Origin of the sequence: Streptomyces genisteinicus, assembly GCF_014489615.1 — a bacterium.
Lineage (GTDB): Bacteria > Actinomycetota > Actinomycetes > Streptomycetales > Streptomycetaceae > Streptomyces > Streptomyces genisteinicus.
Genome location: NZ_CP060825.1, coordinates 3,335,307 through 3,360,000, shown reverse-complemented (window position 1 = coordinate 3,360,000; position 24,694 = coordinate 3,335,307). Strand labels below are relative to the sequence as shown.

The following is a 24,694-nucleotide window of genomic DNA, read 5'->3' as shown; positions in this document are numbered from 1 at the left end:
GGTTAGGGGTGAAAGGCCAATCAAACTCCGTGATAGCTGGTTCTCCCCGAAATGCATTTAGGTGCAGCGTCGTGTGTTTCTTGCCGGAGGTAGAGCACTGGATAGGCGATGGGCCCTACCGGGTTACTGACCTTAGCCAAACTCCGAATGCCGGTAAGTGAGAGCGCGGCAGTGAGACTGTGGGGGATAAGCTCCATGGTCGAGAGGGAAACAGCCCAGAGCATCGACTAAGGCCCCTAAGCGTACGCTAAGTGGGAAAGGATGTGGAGTCGCAGAGACAACCAGGAGGTTGGCTTAGAAGCAGCCACCCTTGAAAGAGTGCGTAATAGCTCACTGGTCAAGTGATTCCGCGCCGACAATGTAGCGGGGCTCAAGCGTACCGCCGAAGTCGTGTCATTGCAGCGTATAGCCCCAACGGGTGCTGTGATGGGTAGGGGAGCGTCGTGTGCCGGGTGAAGCAGCCGCGGAAGCGAGTTGTGGACGGTTCACGAGTGAGAATGCAGGCATGAGTAGCGATACACACGTGAGAAACGTGTGCGCCGATTGACTAAGGGTTCCTGGGTCAAGCTGATCTGCCCAGGGTAAGTCGGGACCTAAGGCGAGGCCGACAGGCGTAGTCGATGGACAACCGGTTGATATTCCGGTACCCGCTTTGAAACGCCCAATATCGAGCCCATTAATGCTAAGGCCGTGAAGCCGCCGGCTGAGTCTTCGGACGAGGTCGGAGTGGTGGAGCCGCTGACCCAAGGTGGTAGTAGGTAAGCGATGGGGTGACGCAGGAAGGTAGTCCAGCCCGGGCGGTGGTTGTCCCGGGGTAAGGGTGTAGGCCGTGTGATAGGCAAATCCGTCACACATTAAGGCTGAGACCTGATGCCGAGCCGATTGTGGTGAAGTGGATGATCCTATGCTGTCGAGAAAAGCCTCTAGCGAGTTTCATGGCGGCCCGTACCCTAAACCGACTCAGGTGGTCAGGTAGAGAATACCGAGGCGTTCGGGTGAACTATGGTTAAGGAACTCGGCAAAATGCCCCCGTAACTTCGGGAGAAGGGGGGCCATTCCTGGTGATGAGTTTTGCACTCTGAGCTGGGGGTGGCCGCAGAGACCAGCGAGAAGCGACTGTTTACTAAAAACACAGGTCCGTGCGAAGCCGTAAGGCGATGTATACGGACTGACGCCTGCCCGGTGCTGGAACGTTAAGGGGACCGGTTAGCTTGGATTCGTCCGGGCGAAGCTGAGAACTTAAGCGCCAGTAAACGGCGGTGGTAACTATAACCATCCTAAGGTAGCGAAATTCCTTGTCGGGTAAGTTCCGACCTGCACGAATGGCGTAACGACTTCTCGACTGTCTCAACCATAGGCCCGGTGAAATTGCACTACGAGTAAAGATGCTCGTTTCGCGCAGCAGGACGGAAAGACCCCGGGACCTTTACTACAGTTTGATATTGGTGTTCGGTTCGGCTTGTGTAGGATAGGTGGGAGACTTTGAAGCGGCCACGCCAGTGGTTGTGGAGTCGTCGTTGAAATACCACTCTGGTCGTGCTGGATGTCTAACCTGGGTCCGTGATCCGGATCAGGGACAGTGTCTGATGGGTAGTTTAACTGGGGCGGTTGCCTCCCAAAGGGTAACGGAGGCGCCCAAAGGTTCCCTCAGCCTGGTTGGCAATCAGGTGTTGAGTGTAAGTGCACAAGGGAGCTTGACTGTGAGACCGACGGGTCGAGCAGGGACGAAAGTCGGGACTAGTGATCCGGCGGTGGCTTGTGGAAGCGCCGTCGCTCAACGGATAAAAGGTACCCCGGGGATAACAGGCTGATCTTCCCCAAGAGTCCATATCGACGGGATGGTTTGGCACCTCGATGTCGGCTCGTCGCATCCTGGGGCTGGAGTCGGTCCCAAGGGTTGGGCTGTTCGCCCATTAAAGCGGTACGCGAGCTGGGTTTAGAACGTCGTGAGACAGTTCGGTCCCTATCCGCTGTGCGCGTAGGAGTCTTGAGAAGGGCTGTCCCTAGTACGAGAGGACCGGGACGGACGAACCTCTGGTGTGCCAGTTGTCCTGCCAAGGGCATGGCTGGTTGGCTACGTTCGGAAAGGATAACCGCTGAAAGCATCTAAGCGGGAAGCCTGCTTCGAGATGAGGACTCCCACCTCCTTGAGAGGGTAAGGCTCCCAGTAGACGACTGGGTTGATAGGCCGGATATGGAAGCCAGGTAACTGGTGGAGTTGACCGGTACTAATAGGCCGAGGGCTTGTCCTCAGTTGCTCGCGTCCACTGTGTTAGTTCTGAAGTAACGAACTCGCCTTTGCCGGCTGGTAGTTCGACATCTTCATAGTGTTTCGGTGGTCATAGCGTTAGGGAAACGCCCGGTTACATTCCGAACCCGGAAGCTAAGCCTTTCAGCGCCGATGGTACTGCAGGGGGGACCCTGTGGGAGAGTAGGACGCCGCCGAACAATCATTGTGGGGAAGCCCCGGAACCTTGTTCCGGGGCTTTTCTGCGTTTCGGGGCAATTCGAAGGCCGAGCACGGTTTGGTTTCGGCATCGGGGCCGCCCCGACTCACCGGGACGGGTTCACGAGGCGGGTGTCGTACGCGAGGATCACCGCCTGGACCCGGTCGCGGGCACCCGTCTTCGCGAGAATCCTGCTGACGTGCGTCTTCACCGTGGACTCCGCCAGATGCAGCCGGTCGGCGATCTCCGTGTTGGTCCATCCCCGGCCGATCACCGTGAGGATCTCGCGTTCCCGCTCGGTCAACCGGCCCAGACGTTCGTCGGGAGCACCGGCCGCGGGGTCGGCCGCCGCGCTCGCCGGGAGGTGGTGGACGTAGGTGTCCAGGAGCCGCCGGGTCAGGCTGGGCGCGACGACCGCGTCGCCCGCCGCCACGGCACGGATGCCGGACAGCAGCTCCTCGGGCAGCGCGTCCTTGACGAGGAAGCCGCTCGCTCCCGCCCGAAGCCCCGTGTAGGCGTATTCGTCGAGGTCGAACGTCGTCACGATCAGCACCCGGGTCCGGTCGCCGGCGGCGACGATCCTGCGGGTGGCCTCGATGCCGTCCAGGCCCGGCATGCGGATGTCCATCAGGACGACGTCCGGGCGGAGTTCGGCCGTCATCCGGACGGCCTCAGAGCCGTTCGCCGCCTCGCCCGCCACTGTGAGGTCGGGCTGACTCTCCAGCAGCATCCGGAAGCCGAAGCGCTGCATGGGCTGGTCGTCGGCGATGAGGACGGTGGTCACCGGGTGGATTCCTTCGGGAGACGGAGGCGTACGCGCCAGCCCCCGGGGGCTGTTCGCCGGGGGCCGGCTTCAAGTGTGCCGTTGTACAGAGCCGTTCGTTCCCGCATCCCGGTGAGTCCACGGCCCGGGCCGGTGACGGTGGTGCCGGTGCCGGATGCGGTGCCGCTCCCGTTCTGGTCGCCGGGCCCGTTCCGGGCGCTTCCGGTGTCCGTGATCTCCGCGGTGACCGTGCCGTCGTCGGCGTAGCGGACCGTCACCTCGGCCGTCGCCGTCGGACCGCCGTGCTTGAGGGTGTTCGTCAGGGCTTCCTGCACCACCCGGTACACGGTGAGCTGGCGGCCGGGGGAACGGCCGCCGGGATCGCCGTCGACGGTGAGGGTCACCGGCAGGCCGGCGGCGCGGACGCCCTCGACGAGCCGGCCGAGGTCGGTCAGTGCGGGCTGGGGCGCGAGTTCGGCGACCGGGGGTCCGTCGTCCCGCATCACGTCGAGGACCCGGCGGAGTTCGGAGAGCGCCTGGCGGCTGGTGGTGCCGATGGCGTCGAGGGCCTGCGCCGCACGCTGAGGGCTGGTGGCCGCCGCGTAGGCGCCGCCGTCGGCGAGACCGGTGATCACGGACAGGTTGTGGCCGATGATGTCGTGCATCTCCCGTGCGATACGGACGCGTTCGGCGGCTGCGGCGAGCCTCGCCTGCTGATCGCGTTCCACTTCGAGGCGGCGGGCGCGTTCCAGCAGCGAGGCCGTGTAGTCACGGCGGCTGCGGACGAGGAGGCCGAGGAGCGCGACCAGCACGATCCCGTAGAGCTGGGGGACGAACTGCTGGTCCCAGCTGCCGACGGGGTAGAGCGTCGCTCCGACCGCCACCGGCACGAGTGCGGCCCCGCAGGCCCACACCAGGGTGCGCAGCGGCAGGCGCAGGGCGATGTTGAAGACGACGAGCAGGTGGAGGAAGGCGGCCTGGAGATGGGCGCCTGACCAGGCGTTGACGAGGGCCGCGGCCAGCATCACACCGAGGACGGCCAGCGGCCGGGTGCGCCGCCACATCAGCGGGACGCTGAACGCGAGGCTCATCGTGACGACGAGCCAGGCGGGCACCTCCGGGTCGAAGGCGATGTTCTTCCAGCCCCCGGACGCGTCCACGAGAGCGCCGAGCACCATGAGGCAGGTGAGGTGGAGGTCCCACCACAGGGGGCGGCGCCGGTCGAAGCCGCGGAAACGTTCGCCGAGGCGGTGCATCCTGCCGGTCAGCGGCTCGGCACCCGCCGACCAGGAGGACCGGTCGGGGGTGCCGGCGGCTGCCGGTACGGCGGAGGTGCCCGTCTGGCACGGCTGGTCCGTCACGGTCCCATCCTGGCCCCGCGGAGGCCCCGGCGGGGACCCGCTGGCCGGTGCGCAGGCCGGTGCGCAGCCCTGAGTTGAAGCCTGAGCGGAAGCCTGGGCCGTGGTCTCCGGCCGGGTCATACGTCGCTTCGGCGAAGACGCAGGGCCGCCGCGCCGAGTGCGGCCGCCGCCCAGAGGACCATGGCGATCAGGGCCTCGGCCGGAGAGGGTGCGCCGGGCACCGGGTCGGCGGAGAGCAGGATGGTCGTCGCGCTGTCGGGAAAGTACTCGAGGGCGTCGTGGACGATGTCGTACGGGAGCATTCCGACGACCTCCGGCAGGACCATCACGCCGCCGATGAAGGCGCCGATCGCGCCGGGTACCGAGCGGAGCAGGGCGCCGAGCCCGAGCGCGACCAGCCCCAGCAGCGTCACGGCCGCCGAGCTGCCCGTGAGGGCCCGCAGGACGCCCGGGTCGCCGAAGGCGGCCTGCTGGTCGGTGCCTTCGAAGAAGAGCTGGGCGGCGGCGAAGGTCACGAACGCGGTCGCCGTGGTGACCGCCAGCGTCACGGCCGCGTAGACGGCGGCCTTCGTCCACAGGACGGGGAGGCGGCCGGGGACGGCGGTGACGGTGGCCCTGATCATGCCGGTCGCGTACTCGCCGGCGGTCACCAGGATGCCGAGCACGCCGAGTGCGACATGGGCGAACTGGAGGCCGATGAGGCTCAGGAGGACGGTGTCGACGTCGCCGTCGCCACCGCCGCTCTCGTAGGTGGCGCCCATCGTGATGCCCACGCCGAGCGTCAGCAGGGACGAGGACAGCAGGGTGATCCAGGTGGAGCGCACCGTCCACAGCTTGTGCCACTCGGAACGCAGCACACGGGGGAGCGTGAGCCGGTGGCCGGCCGGCGGTGCGGACAGGTGGGTGGTCATGCGGCTGCTCCTTCGGGGGCGGTGGCGGGTGAGCGGGTCGGGTACTCGACCGCGTCGCGCGTGAGGTCCATGAACGCCTGCTCCAGGGAGGCGCGGACGGGGGTGAGTTCGTACAGCGGGATGCCGTGCTCGGCGGCCGTGGCGCCGATGCGGGTGCTGTCGGTGCCGCGGACGTCGAGCACGCCGGAGGCGCCGGCGGCGATCTCGACCCCGGGGCCGGCGAGCAGTTCCGCGAGGGTGCCCGCCTCGGGGGTGACGACGTGGACGGAGGCGGCGCCCGCGTGCCGGACGAACTCCTCGACCGTGGTGTCGGCGAGGAGGCGGCCCCGGCCGATGATGACCAGGTGGTCGGCGGTGAGCGCCATCTCGCTCATCAGGTGGGAGGAGACGAGCACGGTGCGGCCCTCGGCCGCGAGAGACTTCAGCAGGGTGCGGATCCACAGCACGCCCTCGGGGTCGAGGCCGTTGACGGGCTCGTCGAGGACGAGTGTCGCCGGGTCGCCCAGGAGGGCCGCGGCGATGCCGAGCCGCTGGCCCATCCCCAGGCTGAAGCCCTTCACCCGGCGTCGCGCCACATCGGTGAGGCCGGTGAGCTCGATGACGGCGTCGACGCGGGAGGCGGGGATGCCGTGGGTGTACGCGAGGGCGAGGAGGTGGTTGCGGGCGCTGCGGCCGGGGTGCACGGACTTGGCCTCCAGCAGGGCGCCGACCTCGGTGAGCGGTGCGGGGTGGTCGCGGTAGGCCCGGCCACCGACGACGGCCCGGCCCCGGGTGGGGGCGTCGAGCCCGAGGATCATGCGCATGGTCGTGGACTTGCCCGCACCGTTGGGGCCGAGGAAGCCGGTGACGGTGCCGGGACGCACGCTGAAGGAGAGGTCGTGGACGACGGTCTTGGCGCCGTAGCGCTTGGTGAGGCCGGTGGCCTCGATGCCCGAGCCGGTCCTGTGAGCCGGTGCCGGGACGGGCCGCCGGGCGGCGGTTCGCTGGGTGCTGGTCATGGCGTCGACGCTACGGAGGGCGGGGCGGGCCGGCGTCCGACCGTGGACCGCATACCGGGAGGGCGCGTAGTACCCCGGTACGACGGCAGGTCGGGGGCTCCGGGGGTTGGGAGGGTTTGGGCGGCTCGGGGCTCCGGGGGCTCCGGGGGTTGGGAGGGTCCGGGCGGCACGGCGGCGGGCGGACGGTCGGGCGACGGTGCTCACCAGGCGAAATCTCGTTGCCGGGAACGGGTGCTGAGGGACACCATCTGCCCATGGAATACGTCATCCGGCCCGTGCGTGCCGAGGAGTGGGCGAAGGCCCGTGAGCTGCGGCTCGATGCCCTGAAGGACCCGCTGGCCTCCATAGCTTTCCTGGAGCCCTACGAGCGGGCGGCCGCGATGCCGGACGCGCACTGGCAGGAGCGGACCGCGTCGGCGGCCGAGGGCCGCGAGGTGATCCAGTTCATCGCCGAGGCGCCGGACGGGAGTTGGGACGGCACGGCCACCGTGCTGGTGGAGCGGACCGGGGCGCCGGTGCGGGTGGGGAAGCCCGCCCCGGTGGACCAGACCCACCTGGTGGGCGTGTTCGTGCGGGAGCGCGCGCGGGGCGGCGGGATCGCCGACGCGCTGTTCCGGGCGGCGCTGGAGTGGTCGTGGGAGCTGACGTCGCCGCGCGCCGAGCGGGTGCGGCTGGTGTTCCACGTGGAGAACGAGCGTGCGGAGCGCTTCTACCGCCGGGCCGGCTTCGTGCCGAGCGACGACCTGTCGCCGATCCCCGGCGACCCGATGGCGCGCGAGTACGTGGTGCCGCGGGAGCCGCTTCCGTAAGCGGGCGGTGCCGGGGGGAACGACACGGGTGCCGGTGCTCCGTGGGGCGTCGGACTCAGTACGAGGGGAGCGGCTCGGACCAGCGGGCGCGGGCCTGTTCGGGCGAGCGCAGCAGGACGAGGGCGGGCATGCCCTGTTCGTGACCGGTGGCCGTCAGCCGGGGGACGGCGGGGAGCGGGGCGACCGCCGCGACGTCGTCGAGGACGAGAGTGAGTGGTGGGTCGAGCCGACCGTCGGTTGACCGTGCGGCCAGGCGGCGGCCGTGCTCGACCACGTCGGAGGCGAGAGCCGTGAGGAGCGGCATCGCGCCGGGGCGGGTGCGGGGATCCTCGATCGCCTCACCCACCACATAGAGGGTGCCCGTTTCCACGGCAAATGATTCCAAGGCGAGCGCATCCGTTCGGTTCGGTGTGCACGCCTCCCGGACGTGGACCGCGGAGAGGGCGCCGAAGGCCCGTGCGGTCAACTCGATCGCGATGTCGCGGCGTTCGGGATGGGCGGTGAGCGCGGACTCCAGCAGTCCCGCGGTCCCGGAGGCGGCCTTGGGGTGGGTGCGCAGGATGCGCACCGCTTCGTGGGCGCCGGTGCCCTGGGCCCAGCGGTGCACTTGGCGGAACGGGCGGCCGTCGACGGCCGCCGCGTGGAGCCAGCAGCGCAGGAGGGTTTCGGCGGTGTCGGCCATCGCGGCGTCGACGAGCGCGCGGGGCCGTACGGGGGCGAGGAGGGCCGCGGCGCGGGCCGTTGCCGTGCCGGCGTCCTCGCAGCCCTGCGTGGGCGCCCAGTGGAGTCGGGCCGGGGTGTCGCACAGGTGGCCGGGGTCGTAGACGAGGACCGGTCCGAGCTTGGCCCGGGTGTCCTTGGTGGCGGCCCAGACGGCGGGGTCGGAGGTGACGACCAGGGCGGGGCCCTCGGCGTCGAGGAGGGCCTGCACGGCCGTGGGCCGCCGGGTGGCGGCGTCGCCGTACACGACGCGTGCGGTGCCGCCCCGGGGACCCGGGAGGACGGGCACGGGGGCGGCGGAAGCCGGGGCGGGGGCGGCAGATCCTGGGGCGGCACCGGCCGTGGCCGGTGCGGGGAGCGGGGGCATCGGGGCCGGCGGGGCAGGTGCCGGGGCGGGGTGGTGGTTCCCGGCGGGGCCGAGGTGGGCCGGGGGCGGCTCCGCGGGGACGGCGTGCTCCTGCGGGGTGGGGAAGGCCTCGTACGGGGCGGGGACGGCGTGCTCCTGGGGGGCGGGTGCCGGGGCCTGCTCGTACGAATGCGGTTCCCGCCGTGCCGGGCCCTGCGCCCGGCGGCCGTCCGCCTCCGCGCGTTCCCGGCGCGCGGAGCGGGCCTCGGCGCGCACCGCCCGCCAGCGGGCGACGGTGCCGAGCACGAACACCGTCAGCACCGCGAGCACCATCACCTGGCCGATGACCAGCCCCCAGAAGAGGCCGTGTCCGGAGAGCTCGCCGGGCGGTGTGCCGGGGTAGGCGCCCGCCAGGTCGGTCGGGTCGGACACCAGGGCCCGCAGCGCCTCCGGTGAGGTGCCGTAGCTGACGCCGGTGGGCCAGGACCCGTGGGCGAGGAGGCCCGCGAGACCCGCGGCGGTCCAGACGACGACGCTCAGTCCGAGGAGGAAGCCGAGCAGGGCGAGCAGCAGGCCGTCCGGCGGGCCGCCGTTCCCGCGCTCCCCGCCCCGGCGGCCCTCCCGGTACGCCTCGTGCCCGCTGTCCGTCCCCCTGTGCATCTCACGCCACCGTCGACTGGGACGACTCGCCGTCGTAGCTCTGGTGCTGCTCGACGAGCGCCGCCCGTTGCTCCGCCTCCCATTCGGCGGCCTGGACGTGCTCCGGCACCGCGGGTCCCGAGGACTCGGTCATCGCGCGGTCGGTGAAGACGAGCGGGCGTTCGGCCTCGGTGATCAGGTGTTTGACCACCTGCACGTTGCCGTTGACGTCCCAGACGGCGATGCCGGGTGTGAGGGTGGGGATGATCTCCACGGCCCAGCGCGGCAGTCCCAGGACCCGGCCCGTCGCCCGTGCCTCGTCGGCTTTCTGGGCGTAGACGGTGCGGGTGGAGGCCATTTTCAGGATGGCCGCCGCCTCCCGGGCCGCCGCCCCGTCGACGACGTCGGACAGGTGGTGCACGACGGCGACGAACGACAGGCCGAGACGCCGCCCGAACTTGAGCAGCCGCTGGAAGAGCTGCGCGACGAAGGGGCTGTTGATGATGTGCCACGCCTCCTCCACCAGGAAGATGCGCTTCTTGCGGTCGGGGCGGATCCAGGTGTGCTCCAGCCACACACCGACGATCGCCATCAGGATCGGCATGGCGATGGAGTTGCGGTCGATGTGGGAGAGGTCGAAGACGATCAGCGGCGCGTCGAGGTCGATGCCGACGGTGGTCGGCCCGTCGAACATGCCGCGCAGGTCGCCGTCGACGAGGCGGTCGAGGACGAGGGCGACGTCCAGGCCCCAGGCGCGGACATCGTCTATGTCGACGTTCATCGCCGCGGCGGACTCGGGCTCGGGGTGGCGCAGCTGCTCGACGATGTCGGTGAGCACGGGCTGGCGGTCGGTGATGGTCTCGTTGACGTAGGCGTGGGCGACCTTGAGCGCGAAGCCGCTGCGCTCGTCGAGGCCGTGGCCCATCGCGACCTCGATGATGGTGCGCAGCAGGGCGAGCTGGCCGGTGGTGGTGATCGCTGGGTCGAGCGGGTTGAGGCGGATGCCGCCGTCGAGCGCCGTCATCGGGTCGAGCCGGATGGGAGTTATCCCCAGCTCCTGGGCGATGAGGTTCCATTCGCCGACCCCGTCCTCGCCCTGGGCGTCGAGGACGACGACCTGGCGGTCGCGGAAGCGCAGCTGCCGCAGGACGTACGTCTTCTCCAGGGCGGACTTGCCGTTGCCGGACTCGCCGAGGACGAGCCAGTGCGGGGCGGGGAGCTGCTGTCCGTAGAGCTGGAAGGGGTCGTAGATGTAGCCCTTGCCGCTGTAGACCTCGCGGCCGATGATCACGCCGGAGTCGCCGAGGCCGGGTGCGGCGGTCGGCAGGTAGACGGCCTGCGCCTGCCCGGTCGACGTGCGGACGGGCAGCCGGGTCGTCTCCACCTTCCCGAACACGAAGGAGGTGAACGCGTCGGTGAGGAGGGACAGCGGATCACGCATCAGTCGGGGCCCCTATCGGCGGATGCCGGTCGCGAACGGCAGGGTGTTCACAAAGGCCCGGTGGTGTTCGCGGTCGCACCACTCCAGCTTGAGATACGACTTGCCGGCGGAGGCCCTGATCGTGCGCTTGTCCCTGGCGAGGGCTTCGGGCGAACGCGACGACACAGTGATGTACCCGACGAGGTTGACCCCGGCCGCACCGCTGGCGAGATCTTCACCCCGCTGGTCGAGCCGTCCGTGGGCGGCGATGTCGCGGGGGTCGACCGTCCGGTTCATCTTGGCGGCCCGGCTGGCGTCGGCCTCGTCGTTGGTCTTCTCGGTGAGCATCCGCTCGATGGCCACCTCGGTGGGCTCCAGGTCCATGGTGACGGCGACCGTGCGGATCACGTCGGGGGTGTGGACGAGCAGCGGGGCGAGGAAGTTGACGCCGACGGGGGTCATCGGCCACTCCTTGACCCAGGCCGTGGAGTGGCACCAGGGGGCGCGGGTGGACGACTCGCGGGTCTTGGCCTGGAGGTAGGTCGGCTCGACGGCGTCCAGTTCGGCGGGCCAGGCGTTGCGCTTGGACATGGCCTGGATGTGGTCGATGGGGTGGTCCGGGTCGTACATCGAGTGCACGAGGGACGCGAGGCGGGACTGCCCGAGCGGCTGGCGCACCCGGATGTCGGCCTCGGCGAGGCGGGCGCAGATGTCGGTGAGCTCGCGGGCCATGACGACGGCGAGGCCGGCGTCGCGGTCGAGCCGCCGCGCCCCGGAGGACGCCTTGACGGCACGGGCCATGGCGTGGGCCTCGGCGGCCAGTTCGCGGGAGTAGTGCATGCAGGCGACGAGGTACGCGCGGTGCTGCTCGCTGGAGGTGGAGACCATCGACTGGAGCTGGTCGTAGGACTCCTGGAGCCAGCCGGGGGCGCCGCGGTCGCCGCGCTGGGCGACGTCCTTGGCGTGGGCGTCCGGGTCGGCGGGGAGGGTGCGGGCCAGCATCTGAAGGCGCGTCACGAAGCCGTCGCCGTTGGCGACGTGCTTCAGCAGGGTGCCGAAGCGGTCGACCAGGGCCTCCTGGTCCTCGCTGTCGCGCAGGCCGACGCCGGGGCCCTCGATCTCGATGGCCGCGGTGACCGTGCGGCGGTCGGCGTGCAGCAGCACGGCGATCTCGTCGGGGCCGAAGGGGGCCGCGAGCCAGCTGATCCGGCCGATGCCGGGCGGCGGGCCGATCTCGATCTCCCGCCCGTCGGCCCGGGTGCCGGCCTCGACGGCGCCGGAGCGGTAGGCGGTGCCCTGGCGCAGCGTGCGCTTGTAGGACCGGTTGATCTCGAACCACCGGTAGAAGGTGCGGTGCTTGTACGGGAAGTAGACGGCGGCGAGCGCCAGCATCGGGAAGCCGACCAGCAGCACGATCCGCAGGGTGAGCACGGGGACCAGCAGCCCGCTCATCATGCCGAGGAACGCACCGGCGATGATCAGCGCGATCTCGCCGGTCTCGCGGTTCTTGCCGACGATCGCGTTCGGCCGGGCCCGGCCGATGAGGTACGTGCGGCGGGGCGTGATCGGGTGGGACTGGGTGGTCAACGCCGGCCACCTCCTGTGCTGTTGCGGTTGCTGTGCGGGGTGTTGCTCGTCGGGGCCGCGCTACGGGGCGCGGGTGCGGCGGTGGACGTCTGGCCGCCGCCGCGGCCGCCGTGGGCGGCCATGCCGCCGCTGACCGGGTTGGAGGGGCGCGGGGCGCTGCTGCCGCCGCTGTCGCCGCCGCCCTGGTCGCCGCGGGAGCTGTGGGTCTTGATGCCCTGGGAGACGAGGGCCGCGGGGGAGCTGATGACGGCGGCGGCCTTCCCCTCGGCCGAGTTCTGGATGCGGTTGTTGCGGGAGTTGGCGATCTCGTCGCCGAAGCCGGGGACGAAGCGGTAGATCATCGCGGAGGCGAAGATGGCCAGCAGGATGATCGACAGGCCGGAGACGACGGCGGAGAAGGAGTCCGGCCCCTCGCCGGCCGAGAGCGCACCGGCGAGGCCGAGGACGATCACGATGATCGGTTTGACCAGGATGATCGCGATCATGATGCCGGCCCAGCGGCGGACGTGGCCCCACATGTTCTTGTCGACGAGGCCCGCGTAGACGACGACGCCGAGCAGGGCGCCGACGTAGAGCAGCACGGCGCGGATGAAGAGCTCGAGGAAGAGGACGCCGGCGGCGACCACGGTGACCAGCGAGACGATGATCAGCATGATCGGTCCGCCGCTGATGCTGTCGCCCTTCTGCAGGGCTTCCTTGAAGCCCCCGAAGAAGACGTCGGTCTGCTCCTGGGTGCCGGAGGCGATGACCTCGGTGAGCGCGTCGGTGGCGGAGACGACCGTGTAGAGGAGGAGGGGGGTGAACGCGGAGGCGAGCACGGTGAGCCAGAGGAAGCCGACCGCCTCGGAGATCGCGGTCGTCAGCGGCACTCCGCGGATGGCCCGCTTGGCGACGGCCAGCAGCCACAGCACGAGCGTGAGGACGGTGGCGGCGGCGAAGACGATGGCGTAGCGGGCGAGGAAGGCGGGATTGGTGAAGTCGACGTCGGCGGTTTCCTTGACGGCCTTGGAGAGGTAGTCGAGGACGGTGACGGCGGCGTCGGCGCAGCCGCGGGCGAGGGAGGAGAGGGGGTCGAGGGCGTCGGCGGGGTTGTTGGAGACGGAGCGGCCGGAGCTGCCGGGTTCGCCGCTGGTGCAGTAGTCCCGTGCGGGACCGGCGATCAGCTCGCAAGGGTCGTTACTCGTGCTGGGTGTCGGTGAAGGCTCAGCTGTGGCACGCGATGCGAAGACGACGAGTGCAGTCTGCACCGTGACGAGGAGTGGCAGGGCCCGGGTCAGGGATCGAGGGCTAGCGGGCATATGTGAACCCTCCGAATCCGTTGACTGCGTCCGCGATCTCGTCAGAGCCGGACACCTGGTTGTCGCCCGTCACAGGGGTCGGCCCGTTCCGCTGGCTGGTCTCCAGGACCTTCCAGTCCGAATCCGTCCACTTGAGCTTCACCGTGACCGTGAACCAGCCGTTTGTGACGGGCTTGGTGGACTTCTCACCGGTCAGCCCGAAGAGCCCTACACACCACACGTCGATCTCGGCGGCGCCGTTCGAGTACTTCAGTACCTTGGTCCCAGCGGGCATCGTTCGGTTGACGAACGTAGAGCCGGTGGGTGCGGTCCCGTCCGGATTGAGGCCGATCTGCGCGAGGAAGCCGGCGGAGTAGTCCGCATCGAAGCCGGACTGAAGTTCAGACCGGGTGGACGTGTCGGCGATCGCGGAAACGATCTCCCGGCGACGTTCCGTGTTGAACATGCCGTCCGAGCCGAGCACGGCGGTGTAGTTCGCCGCCGCGCTCTGCGCCCCCTGCTCGTCCTGGGCGTAGCCCGTCGGGATGTCGCCGGACTTGCCCTCGACGGGGCGGGTGCCGGAGGCAGCCGTCGGATTCGTGCCCGAGGGCTTCGCCCCGTCGGCGGCGTCGCCGCCCTCGCCGCCGCCCTGGTTGGCGAAGGCGATCGCCGCGATGAGCAGCACGATGACGCCGACCACCCCGATGAGGGAGCGCGAGGGGCGGACCGGGCGGCGCGGCGCGCCGTAGCCCTCCCCGTCGCCGCCGCCGGGCAGGCGGGTGCGTGTCTGCCCGGAGCCGCCGAAGCCTTCGCTGGTACGGCCGCCGCCGTGCTCGTCGCCGAGGCTCATGTCGCGCTGGCTCCCTCAACCGGTCGTGGACGTAGCTCTTGCCGCGCGGAGGCGGGGTGGTGACGTGACATCAGGGATCGGCCCTCTGACCGTGGACCGGGCATGCCCGGAGAGACGGAACGGGTGGCTAGACGGCCATTCCGTACACGATGGTGAAGACGGTCCCCAGTGAGCCGATGATGAAGACGCCGGTGAGGCCGGCGACGATCAGGCCCTTGCCCTGTTCCGCGCTGAACGTGTCGCGCAGCGCGGTCGCGCCGATGCGCTGCTTCGCCGCTCCCCAGATCGCGATGCCGAGGCAGAGGAGGATGGCAATCGCCATCACGACCTCGATCATCACCCGAGCTTCGTTGCCCAGGCTTCCGAACGGGCCCCAATTCGGGGCGATACCGCCGATGATGGTGGTGATGTCGCCCTTCTCGGCTGCCAGGATCATGTAACTCACCGCCCCTGTTGGGTTGTTAGCCGCCCACGCCGCACGGCACGGGTCACCGTCTATCTTCGCTGATGAAACCGCGCACGTAAGCCGTCTTCGTAGGTCTCTTTACCCGATCTCCGCACGTATGACCGAACCCCTGCCCCTGACCTGGGAGGGCGTGGCGTGAATCCGTCGTCGTGCGAGCATCGTCACTCTGTGTATCACGGAGCGTGACTCCGGGCAATGACTGTCGTTGTGCCACCTTTGGGGCGATTTCACCCTCGCGTGGGGCCGTCGCGCCAGCCTGGACGGGATGGTGACGGTGCCTCGGGTCGTATGTCTGTTCGTCGTCACGTCTGTCCCCGAGCTGTCTGCGTTCCCCACTGAACGGTCACAGCCCCAGCCGGTGCGTTCTCCTGATGATCCGTCCGGCCTAGCGTCCCCCTCGAAAGATCACCGCACGCTTCCATCGCACATCTGTCGAGGAGAACCCGCCATGACGACGCACGACTCCCGCCGCCGCACGCTGCGCCGCCTGTCCCTCCCGCTCGGTGCCACCGTGCTCGCCCTGGGGATCGCCGCCACGACGGTCACGCCTGCCGCCGCGAGCAATTCGTACAACGGCCGTTCCCACATCTACGGCGTCGGGACGATCACCGACGACCTGAACGACGAGGGTGTCGTGAACGTGAGCACGAACGTCCGCTCCAACGTCACCTGCCTGTGGCAGACCATCCTGTGGGCCGACGGCTACCTGCCCCAGTCCGGGGTGGACGGCTCGTTCGGGCCGCAGACGAAGGCGGCGACCCAGGCCTGGCAGAGAGCCCGGGGTCTGTCCGCCGACGGGTCGGCCGGGAAGCTCACCTGGGCCAAGGCGGGCACGAAGATCTCCTACAGCGGCGCGAGCGGCGGGAAGGTGTACGGCGGCTACGACGGGACGAAGGTCAACTTCATGGTCCGCCGCACCGACACCGGCGGCAACTGGGAGTTCGCCTCCGGCAGCGCCAAGGGCGGCATCAAGTGGGCGAGCTACAACAGCGTGGGGTGCTGACGCCCCCGACCCGGACCTGTGGCGCCCCCGTCCGTCCCGGACGGGGGCACCCGCGTCTCAGGCGGCCCGGCGGAAGTGGTCGAACTCGCCGGCGCGCACGCCGAGGACGAAGGCGTCCCACTTGGAGAGGGTGGTGACGACGGGGCGGTCCGCGTCCGGGGCCGTCAGGCGGACGAGACCGTCCGGAGTGTGGCTGACGCTGATGTGCGGGCTCTCACCGCCGTTCTTGATGGCGTCCAGGAGACCGTCGAAGCCCTCGGGGGTGGTGCGGAGTGTGACCCGGTCCGGGTCGCCGCTCTCGGTGAGGTGGACGGCGGAGCCGTCGGAGGAAACGTTCAGGCATGCCTCTCCCGCTGCGCAGTACGACGACTTCTGCCAGGGGTTGATCTGCATCGGAGGCTCCTCACGAGCTGTCGACGAGTTTCCGGACCGACGGGTGCCGCAGAGCCTTGCTCCGTTCGTCGGGGCGCTCGTCTGTCAGGCGGCGCGTCGGAAACGGCCGTCTTGCTTGATCGCGTCCACGAGCGTGGTGAACGCGGCGGGGGTGGTGCGGATGGTGAATCCCTTTGGCTCGCTGCTCTCGGCGATCTCGATCGTGCCGTGCGGGCGGGAGACATGTACGCAGGACTCGCCCTCGCCGCAGTATGAAGACTTCTGCCAGGTGCTTGCGCTCGCGGTCATCGCTTCTCACAGCTCCTTGAGTACGTTGTGGATGAAGTCGGCCGACTCTTGCTCGCTGAGGGACAGGCTCGTCAGGCGTTCGAGCACGCCTCGGTACTTGTGAAGTTGCGCCTCGGCGTCGAGGACGATGCTGCCGTGCGCCTGGTCCAGCTGGACCGTGTCGAGTTGGGACACCGGGCCGCAAAGGTAGTAGAGAGGCTGACCGGACCCGGGGAACGCCCCGGCCGCGAAGGGGATCACACGGATTCTGATGTGGTCATGCTCCCCCATTCTCAGCAGATGGCGCAGCTGGCGGCCTGCGGTCGCCCTGCCTCCGAACTGCATGCGCAGGGCGGCCTCGTGGATGACGGCCAGGTAAGGGACGGCGTCGCCTCCGGCAAGCACGGCTTGGCGCTTGATGCGAAACGACGCCCGGTGCTCTGTCTCCGAGGCGGGCAGTGAGGGGACGACCTGGTTCATGATCTCTCGTGCATGGTCGAGAGTCTGAAGCAGGCCAGGGACATTCGAGGTGTGGGCTGTGGTCAGGCTGGTGCTGTGGTGTTCCAGCTCGGCCACGTCGAGCAGAGCGTCGGAGAGCGTGCCCCGGTACTCCTCCCACCAGCCGCGCTTACGGTCGCCTGTCATCGAAGCCAAGGCGTTCACGAGTCGGGCGTCCGCGCAGTCGTAGTGGCAGGCGAGAGTGCGGACCCGGTCTGCGCTGACGCCATAGCGGCCGGCCTCGATGTTGCTGATCCTGGCCTGGTTTCCGCCGATCAGGGCCCCGGCCTGTGCTGCTGTCAGGCCGGCTCGCTCCCGCAGCTTGCGTAGCTCTGCACCGAGGCGTCGGCGGCGCACGGTCGGAGCGAGGCTCTGCGTCATCGGCCCTCCCAAGGCGTCACTCACACGAGCGCATCTGGCACGGATTTCACGGATTTCAATGGAATGTATTCCATTGAGCGTCCTACCGTTTGTGCGGCCGGCCTCACCGCCCGGAAGTACCCCGCTCGACGGAGCGGCCTCGTCACCGGGCCCGTACGCGCACCAGTCCAACACGCCCTCCGTCGAGGAGACTTCCATGGCCACCACCGTATCCCCGTCCTGGGCCTACGCCCTCCGGCTTCCGCAGGATCCCCGTGCGCCGGGGGTCGCGCGGCAGGTGCTCCGGGCGGTGCTCGGGGCGCACCGGCTCGGGGCGCTCGTGGACACCGCCGAGCTGGTGGCCTCGGAGCTCGTGACCAACGCGCTCCGCCACACCGACGGTCCGTACGGGCTCCGGCTGGCCGGGCCGGAGCGCGGGCGGCTGCGGCTCGGGGTCTGGGACGCCAGTCCCGAGGTCCCCGCCCCCTTCGCGGGGCTGCCGCGTCGTGCCGCGCCCGACGACGAGGGCGGCCGGGGACTGCGCATCGTGGCGGTGTGCGCGGACACCTGGGGCGCGACCGCGCTGCCGCAGGGCGGGAAGCTGCTCTGGGTCGAGCTGGGCGGGCGGGCGTGAGGCGCCGTCGGTGGCCGCTGCTGCCGCGCGATCCGCGCGGTGTCGCCCGGCTCGTCGCCCGGGCCACGGGGCTGCGGGCGGAGGTGCTCGGCGGGAGCCTCGTGCTCACGCGGACGGACTGCCCGGTCCGTGCGGAGACCGTGCGGAGGGTGGCGGACGCCTTCACCGGCTCCTTCACCGGTGATGCGGACTGGGAGGCCGTCGAGGGCTGCCCGGTCGAGATGCCCCTGGACGCGGACGACGTCGCCGTGCCCGATCTCGTCGTCCGCAGCCCGGCCGCCGGGGGCCGGCCCGTGCTCGCCGTGGAGGTGGTTCCCCGGGGGGAGAAGGGGAGCGGCCTGGCGGGCAAGGCGGAGTGGTACGCGGTCGCGCATCTCCCGTTCCTCCTCGTCCTCGATCCGCGGGAGGCGGCGTGGTCGCTGCGGTCGCGTTCCGGTGGTGCGCGGTTCGCCTGCGTCCGGCGGGGTGCGTACGGGGAGGAGGTGGACCTGCCTGCTCCGTTAGGCCGCGCGTTGCCCACGGCCGGTCTGCCGGTCCACTGAGGGCGGCAACCCCGTCCCGCGCGGCGGCGACTTCTTGGCATGGGCCTGGCAAGAGTCGGGTTCCCCCACGAGGTGATCGGAGGCGACGCATGGGTCTCAGGGACGACGACGCGATGCGGGCGCGGCACGGCAGGCACAGGGATGGAGGCAAGGGCAGGGGCGGGGCCGGGGGCAGGGGCAGGGTGTGGCGCGTCGGGGCGCCGCTGGCCCTGACCGCGGCGCTCGGCATGGCGTGGGGCACCGGTGCGGTGGCCGGTGCCGGGACGCCGGAGCGGGTGGTGGCCGCCGGGTCGGTGTCCGCCGCGGGCTGGGCCGACGACGTCGCCGACGGCTTCGCCTCGGTGAACGCGCTCGGCCAGAACGGCACCTACGGCGGGCGCGGCGGGCCGACCGTCACCGTGCGGACCCTCGCCGACCTGGAGAGGTACGCGACGGCCGCCGAGCCGTACGTCATCGTGGTGGCCGCCGCGATCACGATGAACCCCAAGGGCAAGGAGATCAAGGTCGCCTCCGACAAGACGATCGTGGGCTCGGGCACGTCCGGGCACATCGTCGGCGGCGGGTTCTTCCTGGGGCAGGGCGTGCACAACGTCATCATCCGGAACCTGACGATCCGTGACTCCTACGAGGGGGTCTGGAACGACAAGGACCACGACTGGGACGCGATCCAGATGGACGGCGCGCACCATGTCTGGATCGACCACAACGACCTGCGGAACATGGCCGACGGCCTGATCGACAGCCGCAAGGACACGACGTACCTCACGGTCTCCTGGAACCGGCTCGGCAACAACAACAAGACCTTCGGCATCGGCTGGACCGAGAACGTCACCGCCGAGCTGACCGTGCACCACAACTGGATCCGGGAGAGCGAGCAGCGCAACCCGTCCACCGACAACGTGGCGCGTGCCCACCTCTACAACAACTACCTCCAGGACGTGCCGGGGACGGCGATCACCACCTCGTACGGCAACTACTCGCGCGGTGCGACCAGGATGCTGCTGGAGAACAGCTACTTCGAGGGGCTGAAGAACCCGGTCACCAGGGACGCCACGGCCTCCGTGGTGCAGCGGGGCAACGTGTTCACCGGCACCAGCGGCCGCAACGAGAGCGGCGGCACCGCCTTCGACGCGCGGGCCCACTACCCGTACACGCTCGACGCGGCGGCCGACGTCCCGGCGCTGCTGAGGGCCGGGGCCGGGCCGCGCTCCACGATCGGGACGGCGGCGACGGCGGGCACCGCCGCAGCGGCCGCGACCACGCTGACCGTCGCCAAGGACGGCACCGGTCAGTTCACCTCCGTGCAGAAGGCGGTCGACGCCGTGCCCGCCGGCAACACCTCGCGGGTGGTCATCGACGTGCGGCCGGGGGTGTACCGGGAGACGGTCAAGGTGCCGTCGAACAAGCCGTACGTGACGATCCAGGGCACCGGCGGCAGCCGCAAGGACACGGTGATCACCTACGGGAACGCCGCCGGGACGCAGAAGCCCGACGGCTCCGGCACGTACGGCACCAGCGGCAGCGCCACCGTGGCCGTGGAGGCCGCCGACTTCCGGGCGCGCAACCTCACCGTCCGCAACGACTTCGACGAGGCGGCCAACCAGCAGCTCTCCGGGCACCAAGCGGTGGCGCTGCGGACCGCGGCCGACCGGGTCGCCCTCGACGGCCTGATCGTCGAGGGCGACCAGGACACCCTGCTGCTGGACACCCCGTCCAAGAGCGTGCTCGGCCGTGTCCACATGACCAACTCGTACATCGTCGGCAACGTGGACTTCGTCTTCGGGCGGGCGACGGCGGTCATCGACCGGTCCGTGATCACCCTCAAGAAGCGGTGGAACGGCACCTCGGGCGGCTATGTCACGGCACCGAGCACCGCGGCCGACCGCAAGGGGTTCCTCATCAGCCGCTCGACGTTCAACGGGGAGGTGAGCGCCGGGAGTTTCCACCTCGGGCGGCCCTGGCACGCCGGGGGCGACGCCGCGCTCGACCCGCAGACCACCGTGCGCGACTCGACGCTGAGCGCGGCCGTCAAGCAGGCGCCCTGGACGGACATGAGCGGGTTCTCCTGGAAGGACGACCGGTTCGCGGAGTACCGGAACACCGGGCCCGGCGCCGGGGCCGCAGGGCCGGACCGGCCGCACCTGACCGACGCGCAGGCGGCGGACCAGGAGATCGCCGACTGGCTGGCCGGCTGGGACCCGGCCGCCGGCTGAGCGGGCGCCACGCCGTCCGGGGATCCCGTGGGGCGGCTCGGGGCCCGTCGCCCGTGGACGCCTGTCGGGCGCCGAGCAGTCGCCGATCAAGTGCCGCAGAAAATTTGTCACTTCGCGGCAACCTTTTCCCGCACCGTGGCGACAGACGGGTGTGCCCCCCGGCAGGCGACTGCCGGCGCGGCCGCGGATGACTCTGGGTCCGCGTCGGGGCAGGTCGGGCAAGGGCCTCGCGAGCAGGCAGGGACGGGACGGGCCCCGGGCAGGGGTGCTTGTCCCGTCCATGCCGGTAGGAGAGCCGGCAGGCGAGCCGGCAGGACAGGGGGCCGCCGGGCCCCCGGGAGGCCGTCGGTCCCCGGGCGGTCGGCGGACGTCAGCGCGGGCCGACGAAGAGGCTCTGGGCGCTGCGGCCGATGGGTCCCTTCTCGTCGTGGAGCCGTGCGTCGGCGAGGCCGATGCCCGCCTCGTCCACGCTCGTCCGCGCCTCGACGCACACCCACTCGCCCAGCGGATGGCGGTGGAGATGGACCGTCAGGTCCGGGTTGATGAAGACGTGGCTGCGGAAGTCGAGGACGTTGCTGATCCCGTTGCCGGAGTCGGCGGCGACCAGGACCCGGTCCAGGGCCCGGGGCGCGTCCCCCGCGATCAGCGGGATCCGCATCCGCATCCAGCAGGTCCCCGGACCCTGTTCGCGCCATGCGCCGTCGGCGAAGCGGGTCTCCATCGACGTGTGGTAGCCGACGTCCCAGGCGACGCCGAAGAACGGGGTGGCGGAGGTCTCGGACGGTGCGGGCAGCAGCGGGCCCTCGGCGACCGCGGGACCGGGCGCCTCGGTGGTGCGGACGCGCAGCGCCCGGGCGTGCATGACGGGCACGCCGCCCTCGGGAGTGAGGACGGCCTCCACGACCTCGGTGCTGCGTCCGGAGCGCAGCACCGAGACGGTGACCTCCAGCGGCGCGATCGGGACGGGGCGCAGGATCTCGTAGGTGACGCGGGCGACGCGCATGTCGGTCCGGGCGCCGGGGCGTTCCTCCAGGGCCCGGCCGAGCAGGGCGGCGGGCGGGCCCGCGTGCTGGGAGGCCGCGTCCCAGGGGCCCCGGGTGTGCTCCGTGGCGGCGAAGCGGTTCTCGGCGAGCCGTTCGTAGAACGCCTCGGTCCCCGGTGCTGCCGTCGCTGCCGTCATGGCCGTCCGCCTCCCCGCGATAGATGCACGACGCACGCTACCTGCGGGTAACGGCGGGATCCAGGGGTGGCGGTGCGGAGAGAGGTGGCGGTACGGAGAAGGGGTGGGCGGTCCCGAGCGGGACCGCCCACCCCTTCCGGCGGTGGTGCCGTGCCGATGTCAGCGGCCGACCACCATGTAGCCGAGGAGGCCGAGGGCGACGGCCAGCAGGGCGATGAACGTCACCGTGGCGACGGTCCCGCCCGCGTCGCCGCGGCGGCTCCGGCGGCCGGCGGCGGCCGCCGGGGTCTGCGCGTCCGCCGTGTCCGCTGCGCCCGTCGTGTCCGGGGTGCCGGTCACGATCGCAGAGTTCTTCACTGGTGCTCCTGTGGTGCTCGCCGCTCCGTGGTCGACGGAGCGGTTTTGGCCTCAGCCTTGTGGCTGCGTGACACAGAGTAGTGGCAACTGGTCCAGACCACGGCCACCGGGTCGGTGTGCCGTGAGCGCTGTACCGGCGGTTTTGCCGTTCCCTCGGAAACTGTAAGGCGTCTCGACCGGCGGAGGGGCTGTTTCACGTCATCCTCGGTATCGCGGAACGTGACCGCCCCGGGGCCCGGGGTGAGCGTCCGCCCGCCCGGACTTGTCCGCAACCACCGTGCGCAGCGGACCCGTTGACTAGAGTCACCGGCGTGACCGACGACGCAGCGACCCAGGCCCGTATCGACACCACCCGGCCCCACACCGCGCGCATCTGGAACTACTGGACCGGCGGCAAGGACAACTACGCCGTCGACCAGGAGGCAGGTGACCGGATCCGTGCGCTGCACCCGGGGATCGGCGACTACGCCCTCGCCGACCGGCGCTTCCTCGGACGGGCGGTCCGCCACCTCGCGGCCGAGGCGGGCATCCGGCAGTTCCTCGACATCGGCACCGGACTGCCGAGCGCCGACAACACCCACGAGGTGGCGCAGCGGATCACCCCGGACGCGCGCGTCGTGTACGTCGACAACGACCCGCTCGTCCTCGTCCACGCCCGTGCGCTGCTCACCGGGACGCCCGAAGGACGCACCGACTACCTCGACGCCGACCTGCGCGACCCGGACGCCATTCTCGAACAGGCGGCCGCGACACTGGACTTCGCCGAGCCGGTGGCCCTGATGCTGCTGGGCGTCGTCATCTTCGTCGAGGACGACGACGAGTCCCGCGCCGTGGTGCGGCGCCTGCTGGAGCCGCTGGCGCCCGGCAGCCATCTGGTGCTCTCCCACACGATCACCAGCCCCGCGATGCCGGACGTGGACGCGGCCGTGGCCTTCTGGAACGAGAACGGCACACCCCGCCTCACCCAGCGCACCCCGCAGGAGGTGACCCGCTACTTCGACGGCCTGGAGCTGCTGGACCCGGGCGTGGTCTCCTGCAACCGCTGGCGCCCCGACCCGGAGGACCTGACGGCCCCGGACGAGGTGGCGATGTACAGCGGGGTGGGGCGCAAGGCGTAGCCCCGGCGGGGGTACGGCCGGGGCTGCGCACGGCCTCGTGACCGTCACCGGCCGTCCTCCCGCAGGGCCGCCGTCGCCGCCCAGTAGCCGCACATGCCGTGGACGGACGGTCCCGGCGGGGTCGCCGCGGAGCAGAGCCAGGTGCCCGGCAGCGGCGTGCGGTACGGGTTCCACCGGGCCACCGGGCGGGCGAGGACCTGGCGCAGGCTCAGGGCCCCGCAGCCGATGTCGCCGCCGACGTAGTTGGGGTTGTAGGCGCCCATCTCGGCGGCTGAGAGGCCGCGTTCGGCGACGATCGTGTCCGTGAAGCCGGGTGCGTGGGTCTCGACGGCGGCGCGGAGCATCGGGAGCGGGTCGCGCGGGTCCCCGTTCGGGACGTGGGCGTAGGCCCAGACGGGACGCCGGCCGCGGACGGCCCGTGAGGGGTCGGCCGCCGCCGGGTCGACGAGGATGACGTACGGCCGTGCGACCCGGCGGCCCCGCGCGGTGGCGTTCTCGGCGCGGCGCAGTTCGCCGGGCAGCCCGTGCGCGCCTCCCAGGTGCACGGTCGCGGCCTGTGCGATGCGGGGATCCGTCCAGGGGATGGGCCCGTCGACGAGGAAGTCCGCCTTCGCCGCCCCGGGGCCGTACCGGTAGCGGGACAGACCGCGGCGGTAGGCGGCGGGCAGCGGCGCGATGCGGGCCAGTTCGCGCGGCGAGACGTCCAGCATGGTGATGCGCCGGCCGGCGGGGAGTTCGCCCAGGCTGTTCACGCGGACACCGGTGTGGATGCGGCCGCCCAGGCGTTCCAGCCGTGCGGCCATGACCGTGGCGAGGACGCCCGAGCCGCCCTGCGGGACCGGCCAGCCCGTGCTGTGGGCGAGGTGGCCCAGCAGCAGGGCGACCGCTGCGGTGGTCGGTGACGGGAGCCGGCCGACGCCGTGCGCGGCGACGCCCGCGAGCAGTGCGCGGCCCGCCTCGGTGCGCAGGGTGCCGCCCAGGCGCAGGGCGTGGGCGGGGAGGCGGGGCGCGAGCGCGGCGAGGGCGCCGAGCGGCGGAAGGCCGCGCTGGTCGGAGAGCATCAGCTCGACCACCGGCTCCGAGCGGGCGATCAGCGGCTCCATCAGCCGTCGCCAGCGCGGCCCGTCGGCACCCAGCTCCGCGCAGGCGGTGCCGAGGTCCCGCCACGCGACGGCGGCCGGTCTCCCCTTCAGCGGGTGGGCGTAGGCGGCCGGGGAGTGCAGCAGGCGGACGCCGTGCTCCTCCGGCGCGAGCGAGCGCAGGAACGGTGAGACGGGCGCCATCGGGTGGACGGCGGCGCAGAGGTCGTGGACGACGTCCGAGTCGAAGAGCGCCTCGGTGCGCAGCCCGCCGCCGATGCGGTCGTGGGCCTCGAACACCTCGACGGCGAGGCCCGCGCGGGCGAGGGTGAGCGCGGCGGCGAGACCGTTCGGCCCCGATCCGACGACGACGGCGTCCGTCATGCGGGAACTCCTTGGGGAGGTGTGGCGACCGGTCCGGGAGGGGCCGGTCACCCGGTCCGGGAGGGCCCTGCC

Annotated in this window: 22 protein-coding genes and 2 rRNA genes (1 of these 24 running past the window's edge); 8 read left to right on the top strand and 16 right to left on the bottom strand. The window is 70.8% G+C overall.

Features of this window, described 5'->3' with window-relative positions:
* Both IAG43_RS14690 and rrf read left to right on the top strand, forming a co-directional pair.
* Positions 1 to 2,252 (top strand): 23S ribosomal RNA (locus tag IAG43_RS14690); it begins 874 nt to the left of the window's first position.
* A 79-nt stretch (positions 2,253 to 2,331) separates the two neighbouring features.
* Positions 2,332 to 2,448, top strand: a 5S ribosomal RNA gene (gene rrf / locus IAG43_RS14685).
* Between the two features lie 105 nt (positions 2,449 to 2,553).
* Here rrf and IAG43_RS14680 read toward each other — a convergent pair.
* The 4 genes from IAG43_RS14680 to IAG43_RS14665 form a co-directional block, all read right to left on the bottom strand.
* Positions 2,554 to 3,231 (bottom strand): response regulator, encoded by a 678-nt coding sequence (locus IAG43_RS14680; protein WP_187741196.1) that lies wholly within the window; start codon positions 3,229 to 3,231, stop codon positions 2,554 to 2,556.
* Positions 3,228 to 4,571, bottom strand: a complete 1,344-nt coding sequence (locus tag IAG43_RS14675) for a sensor histidine kinase (protein ID WP_425508602.1) — start codon at positions 4,569 to 4,571, stop codon at positions 3,228 to 3,230. The genes IAG43_RS14680 and IAG43_RS14675 overlap by 4 nt, the downstream gene beginning before the upstream one ends.
* Positions 4,572 to 4,687: 116 nt before the next feature.
* On the bottom strand, positions 4,688 to 5,482 hold the full coding sequence (locus IAG43_RS14670) for an ABC transporter permease (protein ID WP_187741195.1): 795 nt from the start codon (positions 5,480 to 5,482) through the stop codon (positions 4,688 to 4,690).
* Positions 5,479 to 6,480, bottom strand: a complete 1,002-nt coding sequence (locus IAG43_RS14665; RefSeq protein ID WP_187741194.1) for an ABC transporter ATP-binding protein — start codon at positions 6,478 to 6,480, stop codon at positions 5,479 to 5,481. Before IAG43_RS14665 ends, IAG43_RS14670 begins: the two co-directional genes overlap by 4 nt.
* A gap of 254 nt (positions 6,481 to 6,734) precedes the next feature.
* Here IAG43_RS14665 and IAG43_RS14660 point away from each other — a divergent pair, with 254 nt between their 5' ends.
* Positions 6,735 to 7,289, top strand: coding sequence for a GNAT family N-acetyltransferase (locus IAG43_RS14660; RefSeq protein WP_187741193.1), 555 nt, complete (start codon positions 6,735 to 6,737; stop codon positions 7,287 to 7,289).
* Positions 7,290 to 7,344: 55 nt separating this feature from the next.
* On the opposite strand, the gene IAG43_RS14655 is transcribed toward IAG43_RS14660, so the two are convergent.
* From IAG43_RS14655 to IAG43_RS14630, 6 genes are all read right to left on the bottom strand, one after another.
* Positions 7,345 to 9,015, bottom strand: a complete 1,671-nt coding sequence (locus IAG43_RS14655; protein WP_187741192.1) for a type IV secretory system conjugative DNA transfer family protein — start codon at positions 9,013 to 9,015, stop codon at positions 7,345 to 7,347.
* 1 nt (position 9,016) lies between these two features.
* Complete coding sequence (locus IAG43_RS14650; RefSeq protein WP_187741191.1) at positions 9,017 to 10,435, bottom strand: ATP-binding protein; 1,419 nt, start codon at positions 10,433 to 10,435, stop codon at positions 9,017 to 9,019.
* A 12-nt stretch (positions 10,436 to 10,447) separates the two neighbouring features.
* Positions 10,448 to 12,001 carry an SCO6880 family protein gene (locus tag IAG43_RS14645; RefSeq protein ID WP_187741190.1) on the bottom strand — a complete coding sequence of 518 codons (1,554 nt, stop codon included), beginning with the start codon at positions 11,999 to 12,001 and terminating at the stop codon, positions 10,448 to 10,450.
* Positions 11,998 to 13,299 carry a hypothetical protein gene (locus IAG43_RS14640; RefSeq protein ID WP_187741189.1) on the bottom strand — a complete coding sequence of 434 codons (1,302 nt, stop codon included), beginning with the start codon at positions 13,297 to 13,299 and terminating at the stop codon, positions 11,998 to 12,000. The genes IAG43_RS14645 and IAG43_RS14640 overlap by 4 nt, the downstream gene beginning before the upstream one ends.
* Complete coding sequence (locus tag IAG43_RS14635) at positions 13,289 to 14,128, bottom strand: DUF8175 domain-containg protein (protein WP_187741188.1); 840 nt, start codon at positions 14,126 to 14,128, stop codon at positions 13,289 to 13,291. Before IAG43_RS14635 ends, IAG43_RS14640 begins: the two co-directional genes overlap by 11 nt.
* 127 nt (positions 14,129 to 14,255) lie before the next feature.
* Positions 14,256 to 14,564: a hypothetical protein gene (locus IAG43_RS14630; protein ID WP_147987093.1), complete on the bottom strand. Its 309-nt coding sequence runs from the start codon at positions 14,562 to 14,564 to the stop codon at positions 14,256 to 14,258.
* Positions 14,565 to 15,042: 478 nt separating this feature from the next.
* Between IAG43_RS14630 and IAG43_RS14625 the strand changes: the two genes are divergently transcribed.
* Entirely contained in the window at positions 15,043 to 15,597 is a 555-nt protein-coding gene (locus IAG43_RS14625) for a peptidoglycan-binding domain-containing protein (RefSeq protein WP_187741187.1), read from the top strand.
* A 57-nt stretch (positions 15,598 to 15,654) separates the two neighbouring features.
* On the opposite strand, the gene IAG43_RS14620 is transcribed toward IAG43_RS14625, so the two are convergent.
* The 3 genes from IAG43_RS14620 to IAG43_RS14610 form a co-directional block, all read right to left on the bottom strand.
* Positions 15,655 to 15,990, bottom strand: a complete 336-nt coding sequence (locus IAG43_RS14620; protein WP_187741186.1) for a DUF397 domain-containing protein — start codon at positions 15,988 to 15,990, stop codon at positions 15,655 to 15,657.
* A gap of 84 nt (positions 15,991 to 16,074) precedes the next feature.
* The gene (locus tag IAG43_RS14615) at positions 16,075 to 16,278 is read right to left on the bottom strand and encodes a DUF397 domain-containing protein (RefSeq protein WP_187741185.1); all 204 of its coding nucleotides are present in this window, start codon (positions 16,276 to 16,278) and stop codon (positions 16,075 to 16,077) included.
* A gap of 6 nt (positions 16,279 to 16,284) precedes the next feature.
* Positions 16,285 to 17,136, bottom strand: coding sequence for a helix-turn-helix domain-containing protein (locus IAG43_RS14610; protein WP_187741184.1), 852 nt, complete (start codon positions 17,134 to 17,136; stop codon positions 16,285 to 16,287).
* A 196-nt stretch (positions 17,137 to 17,332) separates the two neighbouring features.
* On the opposite strand from IAG43_RS14610, the gene IAG43_RS14605 reads away from it, so the two are divergent.
* From IAG43_RS14605 to IAG43_RS14595, 3 genes are all read left to right on the top strand, one after another.
* Complete coding sequence (locus IAG43_RS14605) at positions 17,333 to 17,749, top strand: ATP-binding protein (protein WP_187741183.1); 417 nt, start codon at positions 17,333 to 17,335, stop codon at positions 17,747 to 17,749.
* Entirely contained in the window at positions 17,746 to 18,291 is a 546-nt protein-coding gene (locus IAG43_RS14600; RefSeq protein ID WP_187741182.1) for a Uma2 family endonuclease, read from the top strand. Before IAG43_RS14605 ends, IAG43_RS14600 begins: the two co-directional genes overlap by 4 nt.
* Before the next feature lie 227 nt (positions 18,292 to 18,518).
* A complete protein-coding gene (locus IAG43_RS14595; protein WP_187744463.1) occupies positions 18,519 to 20,504 on the top strand; it encodes a pectinesterase family protein in 1,986 nt (661 codons plus the stop codon).
* A gap of 370 nt (positions 20,505 to 20,874) precedes the next feature.
* Here IAG43_RS14595 and IAG43_RS14590 read toward each other — a convergent pair whose 3' ends face one another.
* Both IAG43_RS14590 and IAG43_RS14585 read right to left on the bottom strand, forming a co-directional pair.
* Positions 20,875 to 21,684: a thioesterase family protein gene (locus IAG43_RS14590; RefSeq protein ID WP_187741181.1), complete on the bottom strand. Its 810-nt coding sequence runs from the start codon at positions 21,682 to 21,684 to the stop codon at positions 20,875 to 20,877.
* 159 nt (positions 21,685 to 21,843) lie between these two features.
* The gene (locus IAG43_RS14585; RefSeq protein ID WP_187741180.1) at positions 21,844 to 22,041 is read right to left on the bottom strand and encodes a hypothetical protein; all 198 of its coding nucleotides are present in this window, start codon (positions 22,039 to 22,041) and stop codon (positions 21,844 to 21,846) included.
* A 311-nt stretch (positions 22,042 to 22,352) separates the two neighbouring features.
* On the opposite strand from IAG43_RS14585, the gene IAG43_RS14580 reads away from it, so the two are divergent.
* Positions 22,353 to 23,159: an SAM-dependent methyltransferase gene (locus IAG43_RS14580; RefSeq protein ID WP_187741179.1), complete on the top strand. Its 807-nt coding sequence runs from the start codon at positions 22,353 to 22,355 to the stop codon at positions 23,157 to 23,159.
* A 44-nt stretch (positions 23,160 to 23,203) separates the two neighbouring features.
* Here the strand turns inward: IAG43_RS14580 and IAG43_RS14575 are convergent, their stop codons facing one another.
* Positions 23,204 to 24,622 (bottom strand): phytoene desaturase family protein, encoded by a 1,419-nt coding sequence (locus IAG43_RS14575; protein ID WP_187741178.1) that lies wholly within the window; start codon positions 24,620 to 24,622, stop codon positions 23,204 to 23,206.
* Positions 24,623 to 24,694: the final 72 nt, after the last annotated feature.